Genomic DNA, 16098 nt, shown 5'->3' with positions numbered 1-16098 from the left:
ACGTGTAGTCCGCTTTCTCTATTTTTCAATTCTCTCCAGATTTCCGTTTTTGTCCATTTGAAATTTCACTTTTTGCTGCCGATCCTCATCCTGTAACACAACCATTTTCCGGGCTCTTTCCATAATTTCAATTAAAGAACGGTAGTCCTCTTCAATCGCCTTCAAATTTTTTGACAGTCTTTCATTTTCCGCAGCCAAATAATAAGTTTTCTTTTCCAACTCTTTGATTTTTTCAATAGATTTGTTTCTATCCTCTTCTATAGAGGATGTTTGCTCCACTTTATTATTGAGTACCTCTAAGAAATGAATCACTGCTGACAAGGTAATTGGACTTTCTTGTTCGTTACTAGGCGCTGATGATACGCTTTCGACTTGACCTAGTTCCTGAATCAGCGTATCTTCACTTTCGACAGCTTGTTTTTTCAATTCTTTTCTCTGTTTCTTCGCTAGCTCAATACCAGTTTTATATTGCTTTCGAACATACGAATTCCAGCGGAAACCACAGGCTGCTGAGGTCCTTGTTAGCTGTTTTCCTACCTCTTCAAACGCTTGCAGCTGTGTACCGCCTTCGCGAATATGTCTTAACACCACTTCTGCGAGCAGCAAATCCTCGTCCTGAGACCAAGCATCTTGTCGAGTTGGTGACATCAGAATATCCCTCCTAGTGTTTTTATAATACATATGCATCTACTAGAAAAGATAGACTTAACAAGACTGGTGTTTTATTCTTTATTTATTATTTTTTGTTTAAAAATCTTTGTACATATTCAAGATGGGCGTCACTTTCCCAAAGTATGGCACAATTTTTAACTTCTTCCTCTATTCTTTCTCGAAGTTTAGTTTCCTCCCACTTGCGAATCCATACTCTTTTATACGATCGTAAAACATTCACCTCGTTGGATAATAGCTTATCTAGGAATTCTTCACAAGCCTTTAGAGGATCATTTTCAAAAAGTGCATCTATAAAACCACGATCGTTAAGAAATTCTGCTGTTTGGAGCTCTGCATCCATTAATAATTTCATGGCAAAAGAAGCTGGAAGTTTTTCCGCAAGAATAGAGCCACCTCCCCAACCCGTGGTTATGGCCTGCTTTCCTTGAACAAACCCTGCTTTAACCCCGTTACGTGCCAAGCGAAAATCACAGGCTGTTGCAAGCTCCATACCGCCACCTACAGTAGCCCCACTCATTAGAGCGACTGTCGGAATCGGTAAACATAACAATGAATAAAGAATATTGGACATTTTAGAAAGCATTAAATAGGCTTCCTCCTTCGTATGAAGGGAATGAAAGACCGATAAATCTCCGCCAGAACAAAAAGCACGTTCCCCATCACCAGTGATAACTAATGCCTTTATGTCCCCCTGCATGGATTTTTTTATTGCTTCAGCCAACCCATCCATTACTTCATAATTTATGGCATTTCTTTTTTCGCTTCTTGTAATGGTAAATAACAAATAACCCTTTTCCTGTTTTTCAATTATGTATGACAATTTACAACATCCCTTCTTTGGAGGTTCGCTTGAAATGACAAAAGCACAAGGGCATGAGCGCTCCTTGTGCTTTTTATCGAAGTTGAAATTAGTCGTTAACTACGTCTTTTCCTTTGTATGTTCCGCAAGCTTTACATACGCGGTGAGCAAGTTTCATTTCACCACAGTTTGGGCAAGCTACCATACCAGGTACGTTTAATTTAAAATGAGTACGACGCTTTCTTTTTGCAGTTTTAGAAGTTCTTCTAAAAGGTACAGCCATTCTTCCCACCTCCTTAAAGAGTTATAAGAAAGTAATGAAGGCCAGGAATGCTGGTTCTTCACTTTGCTTCTTGTTTTGCCGAATTATGATTCGGAAGAATTGTTTTCGTCAAAAAACTTAGCAAGCCCTGCTAGTCGCGGGTCAATCTTTTTTGATCGGTCCTCTTCGTGAATAACTTCCCAATCCTTGCCGGATTGCGGAGCTGCATCTTCACTCACGACATCATCGCAAAAAACTTGCATTGGAACCTCAAGTAACAGGATTTCGCGAATGATTGGTTTTAAATCAATCACATCACCCTTTACTTGATGTGATTCCTCTTCAGTTTCATATTCTGAACCTTGTAAGAGGAACGTTTCAGTTGTTTCGACATTAATCGGAAGTTTTACATCCACTAAAGTACGAGAACAAGGAAGGATAAGGTAACCATCTATTTTTAAATGGAATGCCACTTTCGTTGAATCAATATCACCCCGACCAGTTATATGCATCGGAGAAACTTCTCGGATGGATGGATCCGTTTCTTTAATCTCATCAACCCGAATGATATCATCAATCAGAAAATCCTTGTTTCGATATTTTTGTAACTGACTTAATGTCCATTTCAAATGAATCACCCCAAGGCAACAAAGGTAATTATAGCCTTCGATAATATTTTTGTCAATGTTTTTTCTTTACACCTTATTTAGGCGAGTTTTACTAATAAGAAATTATCTATACTAGTGTGTCCATTAGAGCTTTTTACAAACATCTTCCCAATCTTATCATAATATTTGATTGGATTCCTTATAATTTTGCTATAATGATAATAAATTTGTTATTAAGAATTTAGCTGTGTTAAACTTGGCTGGTGATTTGCGCTCCAGGCGCGAGCGGTTCGCGGGCGGTCCGGGGAGCCTCCTCGACGCTTATGCGCCTGCGGGGTCTCCCCTGCCCCGTCCTCCCGCAGGAGTCTCACGCCTTCCGCTCTAATCAACAGAGTTTCAAAATTATAATAACTTTTAACACTGCCAAGAATTTAGGTGGAATCAGATGAAAGCTGTTGGCTTAATTGTCGAGTATAATCCTTTCCATAATGGACATGCCTTTCATTTACAGGCTGCTCAGGAAGCAGCGGAGGCGGATGTGGTGATAGCTGTTATGAGCGGGGATTTTTTACAAAGAGGAGAACCTGCTCTTGTATCTAAATGGCACCGGGCACGAATGGCTCTCTTAAATGGGGTTGATCTCGTTTTTGAACTTCCTTACCGTTTTGCCGTCCAAAAGGCAGAAACCTTTGCAAATGGCGCAGTCTCTATTTTGGATGCAGCTGGCTGTGAGTCGCTATGCTTTGGAAGTGAAAGCGGAGATATTTTTTTATTTCATCAAACTGTTGATTTCCTCGAAGAAAATCAAAAGATTTTTGATGAAAATATTAAACGTTTTATCAATACTGGTGTTAGTTATCCAAAGGCGATAGCAATGGCATTTGGGCATTTATCAGATTCAGGAAGGTATTTAGATTTGGCAAAGCCAAATAATATTCTCGGATTTCAGTACATAAAAGCGATTCATAAACAAAAGAGTTCGATTAAGCCGTTAACTGTGGCTCGAAAAAATGCCGACTATCATGACGAACATTTTGCATCTGAAACAATTGCCAGTGCCACGAGTATAAGAAAGGCGATTTTTTCAGAAGATGACCATAAGGCGGATATCAGTCAATATGTACCCTTACCCACAAAACAGCTGTTAATCGACTATTTTCAAAAATATCATATGTTTCATCAATGGGAGAATTACTGGAGCTATCTGCAATTCCAGCTTATACAAGTTACCCCTGAACAGCTAAAAGAAATCTACGAGGTAGAGGAAGGGCTAGAAAACCGACTGATTTCTGCAGCGATAGAATCCAATAGTTTCCATGAATTTATGCAAAAAATAAAAACTAAGCGTTATACATGGACAAGACTCCAAAGGCTTTGCGTCCATATTTTAACCAATACAAAAAAGACAGATATCGCGGGACTTACAGATAAAGCCCAATATTTAAGGCTCTTAGGCATGACGGAAAAAGGAAAAGAATATTTAAATAAGATGAAAAAACAATTCAGCCTTCCTGTTGTTTCTAAACTGTCTTCACATAAAGATAAAAACATAATTCATGATATTAAAGCGGCTCGTATTTACTCCATGGTGATTCCTAATTTCTCCAAAAGTGAACTGTTCCACGAAGAATTTAAAAAGCCGCCAATCTACATAAAATAGGCTGTTGATTTGTGCTCCAATCACAGAGTTTACTATCAACAAAGGCCTTTATCGTGACGTAATATAAAAAAGATGGTTTTCACCATCTTTTTTACTTTTCTGGAAGCTTTTCTAAATAATCAACGGCTTGATCAAATGAATCAATTGGAATTATTTTCATTTTGGTATGAATATCACGCGCTGTTTTTACTGCTGCTTTATAATTAGAATCCTTTGCTCCTTTTTCATTCGGGGCTAAAAAGATTTCAGCACCAGCCTTGTCAGCAGCAACAATTTTTTGTTCAATACCACCGATTGGGCCAACAGTTCCATCAACATCAATGGTCCCTGTTCCAGCTATTTGGTACCCTTTGGTTAAGTCTTCTTTCGTTAACTGGTTATAGATTTCCAATGAAAACATCAATCCTGCAGATGGACCGCCTATTTCGTCCGTTCTTACCTTTACATTTGGATTGACCTTAATTTCTTTATCATCCACAAGAGAAATTCCAATGCCTATTTTTTTCGGATCCTCTTTAAATGGCTGCAAATCCACCTTTGCTGTTTTCGCTTCTTTGTTTCTTAGAAAGGTTACGGTAATCTCTTCCCCAGCCTTTTTTTTCCCCACATAATCAATAAATTTTTCCGAAGATGAGAACTCGTGCCCATCCACCTTAAATATCCGATCACCAGCCTGCAATTTTCCTTCCGCAGGCATACCAGGCAGGACTTGCATGACATAAATCCCTTTAAATTTGTAATGTACTGGTAATTTAGCTTTACGGTATGCCACTTCTATAGCATTCAATTTCGATCCTGCCATTAAATGAAGCTGTCTGGCATTATATTCGTCTTCCGTTTCTTTTTTGTTTAAAATCAAGTCCACAGGATAAATTTCTTCATATTTTCTGATTTTCGCCTCTAAATATGAGTAAATATTAGCCCTGCCCATCCTAACTGTAGTCAGCATGAAGTTCCCTTCATCCTTATAACCATTTTCAACCGATATGATTGGAGCAAGTTCTTTTGCCATACCAGGCTTTGAAACATAATAAGGTAATGAATAATACATACCACCAATTAGTATAAAAATTAGCAATAAGAACGATCCAATATATATTTTTTTACGCAAGCTAAATTCACCCCTTCCATTGTTCAATTTCAGTTTTTATTTGTTGTATATGCTTTTTTGTTTCTTCTTCTCCCATTTTAATAATCTCTTCGATGTTGGTAAATGCACGGGAACTGTAAATTTCGACAGGCGGGCGAATCATAATGGTCGCAGCAATTTCTCGACTGCTGAGAATTTCGGCCTGCATAATATCAATACTTTGCATGATTACATCATAAATCGAAGTTATTTCAGCGTTACGCTTCACTCTCGAAACATCGACAGCAATTACGATATCTGCTCCCATTTCTTTAGCTACAGAAACCGGAACACGGTCAGAAACTCCGCCATCGACAAAGATTCTTCCATTATATTTTTCAGGAACGAAGATTCCCGGAATAGAAATGCTGGCTCTGACGGCTTCAGCGACAGCTCCCTCTTTGAAAACAACTTTTTCACCAGTTAATAAATCAGTTGCTACAATACCAATCGGTATCGATAAATCCTCTATATTTTTTCCATGAGTAAAAAGCCTGATAAATTCCTTTACTTTCTTTCCAGAAATTAATCCCATTTTCGGAACGGTAAAATCTAAAAAATATTTCCGCTTGAATGCGGTTGATAATTTAAATAATCGGTCCAGGTCAATTCCAGCCCCATAAAAACTGGCGACAAGAGCACCCATACTGCTTCCTGCAATCAAATGGATGGGAATGCCAGCTTCTGTTAATGCCATGATGACACCTAAATGAGCAAACCCACGTGCTCCACCTGAACCCAGTGCCAAGCCTATTTTCGGGTGCTCCATATCCGTACCTCCTAGATAAAAAAATGAATAATATCACAAAAGCCATAAAATTGAAACTCGTTCAATCTTATGGTCTAAATTAGCGTTCTATGAGTATATTTGAGTTATATGGGACAAGGCATTTATGCACGAAGTATTCTTATTTTATCATTCAAATCATGGATTGGACAGTATGAGCTTAAACAAACTCAGGGAAGGAGGACCATACCATTGTTTCGTTCGAAACTTAAAACGGTCTTTTTATCAGTTTCAGTTACTATATTAGCAGCTTCACTTATTTCTTTCCCACAAGAATCCTTTGACGCCTCCATTCGCGGGCTTAATATGTGGTGGGAAATTGTCTTCCCTTCCCTTTTACCTTTTTTTATTGTCTCTGAAATGTTGATTGGTTTTGGCGTTGTAAAATTTATTGGGGTACTGCTAGAGCCCCTGATGAGACCGCTTTTTAAGGTACCAGGTGTTGGCGGTTTTGTCTGGGCAATGGGTATGGCCTCAGGTTTCCCTGCTGGGGCAAAATTTACGGCAAGGTTACGCCAGGAAGGACAGTTAACACAAATTGAAGCAGAAAGACTTGTTAGTTTCACAAATTCCTCTAATCCATTATTTATCTTTGGAGCCGTTTCAATCGGATTTTTTCATAATACCCATTTGGGAATTCTCCTTGCACTTGCTCATTATTTAGGAAATATTTGCGTCGGGCTTATCATGCGTTTCTACGGGAATGAAACACCGGAGGAGGAAGCGAAGAAACGGAATAGCTCTAAAATAAGATCAGCTCTTTCCGCTCTGCATCAAACAAGGTTAAAAGATAATCGGCCTATTGGTAAACTTCTTGGTGATGCCGTCAATTCTTCCATTCAAACCCTTTTAATGGTGGGTGGCTTTATTATATTATTTTCCGTGATCAATAAACTGCTTTACCATTTACATATTACTGCGGCACTGGCAAAAACGGTTGAGCTTCTTCTTTCCTCTCTGTCTATCCCGGAAATGCTAAGCATCCCGTTTATCTCAGGATTATTTGAAATCACTTTAGGAAGTCAGCTTACTAGTCTTGTTCATGAGTCAACATTATTGCAAAAGGCCATGATAACGAGCTTTATTCTAGCTTTTAGCGGTTTTAGTGTGCAGGCACAGGTTGCCAGTATTCTTGCTCAAACCGATATCAGATTTAAACCATTTTTTTTGGCTAGAATCCTTCAAGGAGTATTCGCAAGTCTGTTTGCACTTGTTTTATGGAAACCCATCTATATTCGTTTTTCAAATAACGAGCAGCCCTCCAACGCGTTACCAGTAGGTTTCTTTGGTGAAGGTACATGGACGAATCATTTTTACAATCGGTTAATAGAAATTGGACCATTAATTACGATCTTTTCCCTTCTATTATATGTTTTGCTATTATTTTTCAGATTAAAGAAAAATTAATAAAAAAGAGCTAGGCAAAGTGAACTGACCTATTAAAATGAGACAATGAAAAAGCACCAATTATGCTACCTGTTCCCTAAACTCAATCGGGGATAGGTAGTTTAATTTTGCCTGAAGTCGTATACGGTTATAATAATTGATGTAATTTTTAACTCTTTCAATTACAATTGAATTTGTAAGAAACTCTCTTCCTTGAGAGTAGAATTCTTCCGACTTTATGGTGGAGTGGAAGGATTCAATCACGGCATTATCCAAGCAATTGCCTTTCCGGGACATGCTTGTGGTAATGCCTTTTTCTTTTGCTATTCTTTGAAATGAGTAGGACGTATATTGAGACCCTTGATCACTATGAAGTATTATTCCATTCGTATCACGGCCTTCTGCAGCGTCTTTTAATGTATTTATAACTAAAGACACATCTTGGCAGGTACTAATTCGGTATGCGATTATCTCATTATTAAATAAATCCATGATTGTACTGAGATACAGCATAGATTGACCAAATGGAAGGTAAGTAATATCTGTAACCCATTTTTCATTCGGTCTAGATGCTTTAAAATTCCTATTCAAATGGTTAGGGACCACTACCTTCATTTCTCCAGCTATATTATTCTTACGTTTTAGTCTCACCCGGCATTGCAAATTATATTTTTGCATAACTCGTTGGACCGTATTTCGGTTAACCTTCCTCTTATAATCACGTAAAAGCCAGGCTTAAACTGTCCGATGGCCAATTTTAAATTTATAACGTTTACAAATTTCAATGATTTGTATTTCTAGTTCAGTTTTATCTTTTCCACCTTGAGTCTTCCATCTGTAGTAAGTTGATCTGGGTATACCAATACATTTACAAAGAAAGGTTACAGAATATTTGTCTTTTAATTTTTCAACTAAGTTGACTACAGTTTCTGGAACCAACTCCTCTCGATTTCTTGGAACTTTTTTAAAATTTCTATTTGTGCCTTTAGGTACTCATTTTCTCTCCTTAATTGTTCAATATCAGATAATTCCTCAGGACCTTTCCCATAACTGTATTGTTTTCCGATCCCTTGTGCTAAACGATATTGTTGCCCTTCACGATACCACTGCATCCACCCTTTAACCTGAGTAACATTGGTTATTCCGAATTTATCCATAATTTCACGGTTTGAATACTCACCACTCAATTTCATCTCAATAACGGCCATTTTAACTTCTTCTGAGTAAGCATTTTTCCTCCCCATAAGAAAACACCTCCTGAGTTACGTATTATTTAAAATACGATTCAGGGGGTGCTTTTTCCTTTGTCTTATTTAACTAGGTCTCTTCAAAGCCCAGCTCTTTTTATGTCGTTAAGCATTAAATTTTTTGTGCAATTCTTTTTCAACAATTGGCGGGACAAGCTCTGAAATCTTGCCATTATATTTGGCGACCTCTTTCACAATACTTGAGCTTAAGAAGGAATATTGGTTGTTCGTCATGACAAAAAAGGTTTCAATATCCTCATTCAATACCCGGTTCATCGAGGTTATTTGCATCTCATACTCAAAATCTGAAACCGCCCGAAGGCCGCGAAGAATGGCATTTGCATTTACGTTTTTTGCATAGTCTACGAGTAATCCCGAAAATTCGTCTATTTGTACGTTTGGTATATCTTTTGTAACTTCACGGATTAGCTCAATCCGTTCCTGAACCGTAAATAGCGGATGTTTTGCTATGTTATTTAATACCACTACATAAACCTTGTCAAAAACCTTGGCCCCTCTGCGAATAATATCTAAATGGCCATATGTAATTGGATCAAAACTACCTGGACAAACGGCTATACTAGCCAAAATGACTCCTCCTCTACTCTTCAACCATTCTTGAATAAATTGTCACTGCAATAATTCCATATTTTTCGTGTTTAATTTGTGTAAACCTTCCCACATTACGTGGTAATTCTACGTCAAAACTATGTTCACAAATAATAATTCCATTCGTTTTGACTAATTCCTGCTCGTCCATTTTTTCCATTAAACTAACGAGCTGCTGTTTTTTATAGGGCGGGTCTAAAAATATATAATCAAAGCTTATTTCTCTTTTGATAAGAGCTTTAATTGCTCTTTCGGCATCATTACGAAAGACTTCAGCTTTCTCTTCAAATTTACATGCTTTAATATTTTCGTGAATAACTTGGATTGCTTTCGACTCCCGGTCAATAAAGATAACCTTGTCCAATCCTCTGCTAAGCGCTTCCAAACCTAATCCGCCGCTTCCTGCAAAAAGGTCCAATCCCATACCGCCATCGAAATAAGGACCAATCATATTGAAAATTGCTTCTTTGACCTTATCCGTGGTTGGTCTGGTTGAATTACCTGGAACTGCCTTTAAGGGTCTACCTTTGCAACTGCCTGACACCACTCTCACTAATATATCACCACATTTTTATCTAATAAATAATCTTTTTCCATCCTATCATATTTTTGGCCTGAATTGAAATTTTATAAAAAAATACGTATAAGCTTTTTGGTGTTGGAAATAATGATATTAACAACATCAATTCGAGGATGTTGTTGCCAACCGCGGAGAAGACTTACGTTTCCCCATAAGTTCTTCCTCCGGTTTCTCCTCTCCCTTTGCCTTCTATCCTATTGTTAGGATGTAGAAGGACCCTGTAGAATTAATTCTGCAGGGTTTTTTTCTTTTTTCCCTTCAAAATAGAGACAAGAAGTGATAAAGTATTGATGAAATTAACAGCTAAAAGGGGAGTTTTTTTTTGATCCAGCGCTTTATAGAACTTGGAGAAGGATATTCTGATTTATATGAACTGATTGAACTAGCCAAAGCAAATCAGCATCGCCTGCAGCTTATGATGGCTCTCCACACTAAAATTGAAGATAAGGAAGTATCCTCCTTGGTTGTTGGTTTAAAACCTACAGACCCAGGAAAATTTCAAGCACTTTATATTTGCCGGGAAGGGATCCCAAATCCCAATTATACAGAAAACAAACGATATAATCTTTTTGCCCAAACTGCCAGGGAACTTGGTAAAGAAATTTATCAATTGTCAGTAAAACCTTCCTCTCTTTTTCATGAAAAAGATTTATTCTATCAGTATTTAATTGGAATTCTAAGATTGAATCATTATATCGTTCCACTTCAATAAGAAAGGTGAGGCAAAAGAATGCCCCACCTTTTTAAATGCCCATTTTATAATCATACTCTTTTGCTTTATCTGGCGCAGAATTCTCATATTCCATTTTTAAAAATGGCTTATAAGAAGGTTCTACTCGCTTTACAAATGAAAAAGAATTCAACTTTTCCATAATTCCTTCGACATCTTCGAGATTACAGTATAAAACAACATATTTCAGTTTTTTTGAAACGTAATGTACATTTCCGAAGCGTCTTAGCATTTTCGCTTGTTTTAAAGAGTATAGCCAAACCACCAATCCTTGTCTTTGAACAAACATACTTTTTACCCCTTCAGATAAACCATCATTTTAAATAAGTCTAGCATATTAAAACATTATATTTCAATTTAAACTTTTCTAAAAGCTTTGTAAAAGGGAAAAAAAATCAGCTAATAATAAGCTGATTTTTTCATCCGCATCCACAGCTTCCTCCGCCGCCGCAGCCGCTGCCATGGCCGCTATCAAAAAACGGATTGCCTGTCGGTACCTTAATATGTTTGGACACTGCTCCTCCAATTAACAAGCTAATTTCATCCAAAAGAGCTTGCAAATCATTCTCGGCTAACTTGAATTCTGCCACCAGCGGATCTAAATCCACTTCCCTTTTATATTCACGAATTTGGGACATGACCCTTTTATAGTCAGGATGATATTTCCCAAATCGCTGTACCTCTTCATAAAGCTCCTTTAAGTTTACAAAGCGATTAATTTTCCGCTGTGTCTCCTTATTGGTTTGCATTTTATATAAACATATCTGATAATGTTCTACAATTTCGGATTCTAATACCATTTTGGCTAACTGGTCTGCTTGATCCAATAATTCAATTCTTTCTAAAGTAGCAAGCAATTTGCGCTCACCTCCAAAGCTATTTTAACATGAAAGCTTGGAGAAAAACAAAATTTCCGTTTATTTAGGGATATTTACCACAAATTCCTTGTCTAAACCGTATGGTGCATTATTTAGTTTCACGACTTCAAGCTTTAATGTATGGCTGCCAGGAGAAAGATTTTTTATGATAAAAGCTGCAGAGGCGATTTCTAAATTCCTTTTTCCATCGACCCATACCACCATTTTGCCCACTTTGTGCTTGTTATGTTCTGATTCTCGAAAACTAATCCCTGTTACGATACATTCGACCATAACTTGATTTCCTCTTGTATGGTGCTTGACATAAAGGGAAGGAAATTCTTGTTTATTAAACCCTAATATAAATATGCCCAACAACATTATTAGACCTAGTGGAATAAATTTTTTCAACGCCCATCACTCCTTCTATTCCTGTATTTTTCGCCTCCTTAGCATTTTTTAGTCTTTAAGTAAAAAAATAAAAAAAGCCACATCTACTTGCATGTGGTCTTTGTTAGTTTTGATTTTTCATTGCCTGAAACATGCTATACATCATGGAAGCCATTTGTACACTATTTGAAAACTTTTCAACCTGGTCAGGTATCGTCTTTCTATAATAATGTAATGACGCTACCTCAAGAGACTGCAGGTCATATGGATTTCGTGACAGCTTTCGGTACCATAGCGGCTGCTCTCTAACAAATTGTTTTAAATCCTTTTGTCTTTCTAAATATTCAAGAACATCTTTACGCATACTTATCGTCACTTCCTCTAATCTTTTCTAAATTGAAATGGATGTTTAGGTCCTTCTGAAGGCTTTGCTGAACCGCCTGCAGCACCATTCCCTTGGAATTGAGAAATTACTCCTTGTATCGCACCGAGTGCCTGACTGAGGTTATTAATGTGATTTTGCATTTGATTTGGATCCATTTTCTTCACCATACCGATAACACTGGACATCCAATCTCCCTTAGACTCCGTACTTACTTCCGGTTCTGGACTTTTTTCTATTCCAAGTGTTTCCCAGCGTTTATCATCTTCCCCCAATAAGTACCAGTCCTCATATAACTCCTGCCAGGTTGCTTTCCCTTTCCTTACCTCTTGAATGAGATTTGGATTGTTTTTAACAAATTCTTTAAATTTTAATACGGATGGGTGCAAATTTTTTTGCGTCATATTTCTCACCTCTGCCCATAATCATCGCCAATAATACAATATGAAAAAGAATTTGAAATGTGAAACCTCTTATGAAGGTTAAAATATTTATTAATATTCTTGTAAATGGTAATATGACTTAAGAAAAAGATTTGAAAGAGGTAACAAGTATGAAAGATGAACTGCGTCAACTTTTAGAAAACTGCATCGAAACGGGGTCAGAGGAAGATTTAAAAGCCTTGTCTATCCTAATGGAAGGAGTTCAACGGAAGATTAATCGTAAAAACAATATCTATCTGGATGGGATTCTCCATATGGAAAAGAAAATAGACAATCATTCTTGTGAAATAATCATTCCACTTAATCCCACACTTGATAATAACTTGGGGATCGTTCATGGCGGAATAACTGCCACTGTAATAGACACTGCGATGGGGACACTGGCAAATAATCTTCTCCCAGAAGGATATGGTGCTGTGACCAATCAGCTTAACATCCATTATATTGCTCCAGGTGCCGGGGAACAGCTCCGCTGCAGAGCCGAAATGGTTCATCAAGGAACAAAAACAATGGTGGTTTCAGGAGAGGCTTACCGCAGTGATGGAAAAAAAATTGCCCATGCAACAGGTACCTTTTTTATCATAAAAAAATAATTGTGTGGGGAGATTGATTTAAGATGGTTACCGCCATTCTCATTCCGATTATTTGCCTTTATTTTTTTTGGCTTACACAGAAAGAAAGGAAAGAGCATGACAAAAAGTGGCTTTCCATGAGCCATGTCCATCCAGAAGCAGTTTTAACGGGGGAAATTAAAAGCATTGTTGAAGAGAAAGAGCGCTTTTATTACCATAGATACGTTTTTGTACAGATCCTTCAAATCCAAACGGATGCAAAATTAATTACGGCAAAAAAAATAACTCCCATTACTGAAAGTGTCATTACGGAATCTTTTCAAATAGGAGAAAAGATTCGTATAATTGGAAAATGGGACGGGACAAAATTTTTATTTAGTCAGTTTGAGAAACATGAATTTAAATAGGCTTTTAATCTGTCAGTTGATTTGCGCTCCAGGCGCTTCGCTTTCCGCGAGCGTGCCGGCGAGCCTCCTCGTCGCTTCGCTCCAATCAACTGAGTGTTTATAAATTAAGACCTTTTTCTAACCTATTTAAAAAATAAAAAAGAATTAAACGCATTTATCCAGGATGAAAAAGTGTGTTGCAATACCTTTTGTTAATCAACAGGCCTGATAGCAGGACAATCAATTCAAAAAAATTGCCGAGAAAAATACTTTTTCTCGACAATCTGAGGTGACAAGCAATTGTCACCTTTTTACGGTAGTTTATTGTTCAGCCTTTTGAATAAAGTTTTGGGTATAGTATTTCTTATAAACACCTACTCCAAGATGTGTATAGTCTTTATTTAATAATGAATCACGATGTCCCTTACTATTCAGCCAGCCTTCCACGACTGCAGGTCCATCTGTATAATTAGCAGCAATATTTTCTCCAGCCGATTGGTAGGCAACTTTTGCTGTTTTAAGCCGATTTGAAAGGTCTCCGAATTTTTTTGATGTATGGGAAAAATCATTGTTATCCGACATATCCTTACTATGACCAAAAGCCACCTCTGCGGTCGGAGTATCCCATTTTAAAGGCTTTAATTTGTGTCTTATGCGCAATACATTGGTAAGATCAAAGATCTCTTGTTCATTTCCGCGTTCGATCTCTTTCCACTTAGTTTCATCAGGTGTCGGAGGTTCGATTAATTGCCCGGTGTATACAAGTTCATAAGGACGTTGCTTAATCAGCGTGTCCGCATTTAGAAACCTAACACTTGAAAGATTTCCTGTAAACTTATCGATATATAATTGCACATAGACATTCCCTAACTGAACTATGGGCCTAAGATTCAAATCTGTATCATTCAATTCGAAACGATATGAATTTCCATTTAAATCGATATTAATATTTGTATCAATAAATTGTGTATTAAATATTTCCTCTACTGGCTGGCCAATCTCAAAAGGAGCGACATCCAGATTTTCACCAATGGCATAGATGGTCACAACTTGCTGATTTTCAACACCTATTTGTAAATACCGTTTATAATCCTGGTTATAAATATACCATTGATAGCCATATAGTGTTTCATCAATTCGAGCTGGTTTCCCTAATTCATTTTCAAGGGAAGCAATATCCTTGCCTATTAATAATGCTAATCCTTGCTTAGGCAATTCAGAAGCAGTTTTATTACTTGGCTTAGTATCAGGATTTTCTTGTACCCCCGATTGTTGCATTTCAGATGTATGATCTTCTTTTATCAGAACCTTATCTTTAGGTTTATCATTAATACTGGCATAGAATCCAATTGTTAAGAACACTGCTGACAGTACTAAGATTCTTAACAAAGCTTTCAGAGGCTTTCACCCTCTCTATTACTTTTTCTATCATTATATGTATAGATAAAATAATTATATCATCAATAACATGTTAAGTAATAGTTATTATCAAAAATGTCTGATAAATAAACAATTAAATAAATAAAACAGGTACTTTTGTACCTGTTTTATCATCGATTTTCTATTTTTGAAAATAATTTTTTTAATGCTGTACCCCGTTATAGTTTTGCTCAGAAATTTGCGTAAGAGCTTCTTTCGCTTGGTCATCTGTTAATTCACGAATAGCAAAATCCCCTAGTGAGACAATTCCGACTAGTTTTCCATCCTCAACCACTGGAAGCCGGCGTATTTGATTCTCCGCCATTAACTTAGCTGCATCATTGCTGGAGGTTTCCGGAGATACGGTGATAAGCTTATCGCTCATGATATCTTCCACTTTTGTTGAACCCGGGTGCTTTTCTGCTACTCCCCGAATTACAATATCCCGATCTGTTATCATTCCGACAAGTTTTTCTTGATCTACAATTGGGATGGCACCAACATTAAGTTCTTTCATTTTTACGGCAACTTCAAAGATGTTATCTAATAATGTACAGCATTCAATTTCATCTGTCATAATATCACGGATTGTTTCCATTTTCTCGCCCCCATGTTTTTTTGCTCGGAACATAATCTAGGTTGTCCAATAGAGAATGATTTATTCGTTGAATGTATCCATTGCAAGTTATCGCATTTTCCTCTATTATTAAAAATGAATTAAACTTGCTATAATACCAATACTGAATCTATAGGGGCATGGCATTGTTTTTTAGGAGGGATTTATTGTGAAATTCGAGAACATTGGAATTGAAAAATTTAAAGCTGAAATTAACCGTTTGGATGAAGTAATGCATAATCACGGTTTAATTCGCGCTGGTCAATGGGACTACGACCGTGTTACATATGACCGCAAGTTTGAAATGAAGGAAGGCGTCTTTTACCTTCGTGTTCAAGGCTATGCGGTTGAAGGTGATGTCGATACTTTTAAAGCAACAATTCAATTAATGACACCATTATTAGGAAAGCATTATTATCCTCATGGGGTAGAATATGGCGAGGGTGAAAACTTTCCAGCTTCCCTTGTTAGCCAGTGCAAAAAAATACTTGATGAAGTAAAGAATGAAGTTAGTAAATTTGCTGAGTAAAAAAGACAAGACGCGTGAACATAATCACGCGTCTT

General features: G+C 37.2%; 21 protein-coding genes and 1 pseudogene. 6 read left to right on the top strand and 16 right to left on the bottom strand.

Going from position 1 to position 16098, the window contains the following annotated elements; translation table 11 throughout:
* Positions 1-18: 18 nt before the first annotated feature.
* From LC455_RS28130 to LC455_RS28115, 4 genes are all read right to left on the bottom strand, one after another.
* Positions 19-648: an RsfA family transcriptional regulator gene (locus LC455_RS28130; protein WP_223595983.1), complete on the bottom strand. Its 630-nt coding sequence runs from the start codon at positions 646-648 to the stop codon at positions 19-21.
* Positions 649-736: 88 nt separating this feature from the next.
* A complete protein-coding gene (locus LC455_RS28125) occupies positions 737-1492 on the bottom strand; it encodes an enoyl-CoA hydratase/isomerase family protein (protein ID WP_223595981.1) in 756 nt (251 codons plus the stop codon).
* Between the two features lie 88 nt (positions 1493-1580).
* Entirely contained in the window at positions 1581-1754 is a 174-nt protein-coding gene (gene rpmF, locus LC455_RS28120) for a 50S ribosomal protein L32 (RefSeq protein WP_066318102.1), read from the bottom strand.
* 83 nt (positions 1755-1837) lie between these two features.
* Complete coding sequence (locus LC455_RS28115; protein WP_223595979.1) at positions 1838-2362, bottom strand: YceD family protein; 525 nt, start codon at positions 2360-2362, stop codon at positions 1838-1840.
* Positions 2363-2786: 424 nt separating this feature from the next.
* Here LC455_RS28115 and LC455_RS28110 point away from each other — a divergent pair, with 424 nt between their 5' ends.
* Positions 2787-4001: a nucleotidyltransferase gene (locus LC455_RS28110; RefSeq protein WP_223595977.1), complete on the top strand. Its 1215-nt coding sequence runs from the start codon at positions 2787-2789 to the stop codon at positions 3999-4001.
* Positions 4002-4092: 91 nt separating this feature from the next.
* Here the strand turns inward: LC455_RS28110 and LC455_RS28105 are convergent, their stop codons facing one another.
* Together LC455_RS28105 and LC455_RS28100 are read right to left on the bottom strand one after the other, a co-directional pair.
* On the bottom strand, positions 4093-5112 hold the full coding sequence (locus LC455_RS28105) for a SepM family pheromone-processing serine protease (protein WP_317851490.1): 1020 nt from the start codon (positions 5110-5112) through the stop codon (positions 4093-4095).
* 7 nt (positions 5113-5119) lie between these two features.
* Complete coding sequence (locus LC455_RS28100) at positions 5120-5899, bottom strand: patatin-like phospholipase family protein (protein WP_223595975.1); 780 nt, start codon at positions 5897-5899, stop codon at positions 5120-5122.
* A 210-nt stretch (positions 5900-6109) separates the two neighbouring features.
* Between LC455_RS28100 and ylbJ the strand changes: the two genes are divergently transcribed.
* Positions 6110-7324 carry a sporulation integral membrane protein YlbJ gene (gene ylbJ / locus LC455_RS28095; protein ID WP_223595974.1) on the top strand — a complete coding sequence of 405 codons (1215 nt, stop codon included), beginning with the start codon at positions 6110-6112 and terminating at the stop codon, positions 7322-7324.
* Positions 7325-7384: 60 nt separating this feature from the next.
* Here the strand turns inward: ylbJ and LC455_RS28090 are convergent.
* The 3 genes and pseudogenes from LC455_RS28090 to rsmD all read right to left on the bottom strand — a co-directional run bounded on the left by LC455_RS28090 (position 7385) and on the right by rsmD (position 9712).
* Positions 7385-8547: pseudogene (locus LC455_RS28090) on the bottom strand (IS3 family transposase).
* 108 nt (positions 8548-8655) lie between these two features.
* Positions 8656-9138, bottom strand: coding sequence for a pantetheine-phosphate adenylyltransferase (gene coaD, locus LC455_RS28085; RefSeq protein WP_223595973.1), 483 nt, complete (start codon positions 9136-9138; stop codon positions 8656-8658).
* Between the two features lie 13 nt (positions 9139-9151).
* Positions 9152-9712 carry a 16S rRNA (guanine(966)-N(2))-methyltransferase RsmD gene (gene rsmD / locus LC455_RS28080; protein WP_223595972.1) on the bottom strand — a complete coding sequence of 187 codons (561 nt, stop codon included), beginning with the start codon at positions 9710-9712 and terminating at the stop codon, positions 9152-9154.
* Between the two features lie 349 nt (positions 9713-10061).
* Between rsmD and LC455_RS28075 the strand changes: the two genes are divergently transcribed.
* Positions 10062-10451 (top strand): DUF7147 family protein, encoded by a 390-nt coding sequence (locus LC455_RS28075; RefSeq protein WP_223595971.1) that lies wholly within the window; start codon positions 10062-10064, stop codon positions 10449-10451.
* 31 nt (positions 10452-10482) lie between these two features.
* On the opposite strand, the gene LC455_RS28070 is transcribed toward LC455_RS28075, so the two are convergent.
* The 5 genes from LC455_RS28070 to LC455_RS28050 form a co-directional block, all read right to left on the bottom strand.
* Positions 10483-10758 carry a YlbG family protein gene (locus LC455_RS28070; protein WP_223595970.1) on the bottom strand — a complete coding sequence of 92 codons (276 nt, stop codon included), beginning with the start codon at positions 10756-10758 and terminating at the stop codon, positions 10483-10485.
* Positions 10759-10888: 130 nt separating this feature from the next.
* Positions 10889-11326, bottom strand: a complete 438-nt coding sequence (locus tag LC455_RS28065) for a YlbF family regulator (protein ID WP_223595969.1) — start codon at positions 11324-11326, stop codon at positions 10889-10891.
* Positions 11327-11386: 60 nt separating this feature from the next.
* Positions 11387-11737 carry a hypothetical protein gene (locus LC455_RS28060; protein WP_223595967.1) on the bottom strand — a complete coding sequence of 117 codons (351 nt, stop codon included), beginning with the start codon at positions 11735-11737 and terminating at the stop codon, positions 11387-11389.
* A gap of 103 nt (positions 11738-11840) precedes the next feature.
* The gene (locus LC455_RS28055) at positions 11841-12080 is read right to left on the bottom strand and encodes a YlbE-like family protein (RefSeq protein WP_223595965.1); all 240 of its coding nucleotides are present in this window, start codon (positions 12078-12080) and stop codon (positions 11841-11843) included.
* Positions 12081-12097: 17 nt separating this feature from the next.
* Positions 12098-12502 carry a YlbD family protein gene (locus LC455_RS28050; protein ID WP_223595963.1) on the bottom strand — a complete coding sequence of 135 codons (405 nt, stop codon included), beginning with the start codon at positions 12500-12502 and terminating at the stop codon, positions 12098-12100.
* Between the two features lie 149 nt (positions 12503-12651).
* On the opposite strand from LC455_RS28050, the gene LC455_RS28045 reads away from it, so the two are divergent.
* Together LC455_RS28045 and LC455_RS28040 are read left to right on the top strand one after the other, a co-directional pair.
* Positions 12652-13134 (top strand): PaaI family thioesterase, encoded by a 483-nt coding sequence (locus LC455_RS28045; RefSeq protein WP_223595961.1) that lies wholly within the window; start codon positions 12652-12654, stop codon positions 13132-13134.
* A 23-nt stretch (positions 13135-13157) separates the two neighbouring features.
* Positions 13158-13520 carry a hypothetical protein gene (locus LC455_RS28040; RefSeq protein ID WP_223595959.1) on the top strand — a complete coding sequence of 121 codons (363 nt, stop codon included), beginning with the start codon at positions 13158-13160 and terminating at the stop codon, positions 13518-13520.
* Between the two features lie 300 nt (positions 13521-13820).
* Here LC455_RS28040 and LC455_RS28035 read toward each other — a convergent pair whose 3' ends face one another.
* Together LC455_RS28035 and LC455_RS28030 are read right to left on the bottom strand one after the other, a co-directional pair.
* The gene (locus LC455_RS28035) at positions 13821-14897 is read right to left on the bottom strand and encodes a CAP domain-containing protein (protein WP_223596033.1); all 1077 of its coding nucleotides are present in this window, start codon (positions 14895-14897) and stop codon (positions 13821-13823) included.
* Between the two features lie 184 nt (positions 14898-15081).
* Positions 15082-15516 carry a CBS domain-containing protein gene (locus LC455_RS28030; RefSeq protein ID WP_223595958.1) on the bottom strand — a complete coding sequence of 145 codons (435 nt, stop codon included), beginning with the start codon at positions 15514-15516 and terminating at the stop codon, positions 15082-15084.
* Between the two features lie 187 nt (positions 15517-15703).
* Between LC455_RS28030 and LC455_RS28025 the strand changes: the two genes are divergently transcribed.
* Complete coding sequence (locus LC455_RS28025) at positions 15704-16063, top strand: YugN family protein (RefSeq protein WP_223595956.1); 360 nt, start codon at positions 15704-15706, stop codon at positions 16061-16063.
* The last annotated feature ends 35 nt before the right edge of the window (positions 16064-16098 follow it).

Source organism: Neobacillus bataviensis, assembly GCF_019969725.1.
Note: the sequence above shows the minus strand (reverse complement) of the source record. Positions and strands in the feature narration are given on the sequence as shown.

Coding starts and splice junctions, on each gene's coding strand:
- LC455_RS28130 (WP_223595983.1), bottom strand. CDS start 648: ATGTCACCAACTCGACAAGATGCTTGGTCTCAGGACGAGGATTTGCTG.
- rpmF (WP_066318102.1), bottom strand. CDS start 1,754: ATGGCTGTACCTTTTAGAAGAACTTCTAAAACTGCAAAAAGAAAGCGT.
- LC455_RS28110 (WP_223595977.1), top strand. CDS start 2,787: ATGAAAGCTGTTGGCTTAATTGTCGAGTATAATCCTTTCCATAATGGA.
- LC455_RS28100 (WP_223595975.1), bottom strand. CDS start 5,899: ATGGAGCACCCGAAAATAGGCTTGGCACTGGGTTCAGGTGGAGCACGT.
- LC455_RS28070 (WP_223595970.1), bottom strand. CDS start 10,758: ATGTTTGTTCAAAGACAAGGATTGGTGGTTTGGCTATACTCTTTAAAA.
- LC455_RS28055 (WP_223595965.1), bottom strand. CDS start 12,080: ATGCGTAAAGATGTTCTTGAATATTTAGAAAGACAAAAGGATTTAAAA.
- LC455_RS28050 (WP_223595963.1), bottom strand. CDS start 12,502: ATGACGCAAAAAAATTTGCACCCATCCGTATTAAAATTTAAAGAATTT.
- LC455_RS28045 (WP_223595961.1), top strand. CDS start 12,652: ATGAAAGATGAACTGCGTCAACTTTTAGAAAACTGCATCGAAACGGGG.
- LC455_RS28040 (WP_223595959.1), top strand. CDS start 13,158: ATGGTTACCGCCATTCTCATTCCGATTATTTGCCTTTATTTTTTTTGG.
- LC455_RS28030 (WP_223595958.1), bottom strand. CDS start 15,516: ATGGAAACAATCCGTGATATTATGACAGATGAAATTGAATGCTGTACA.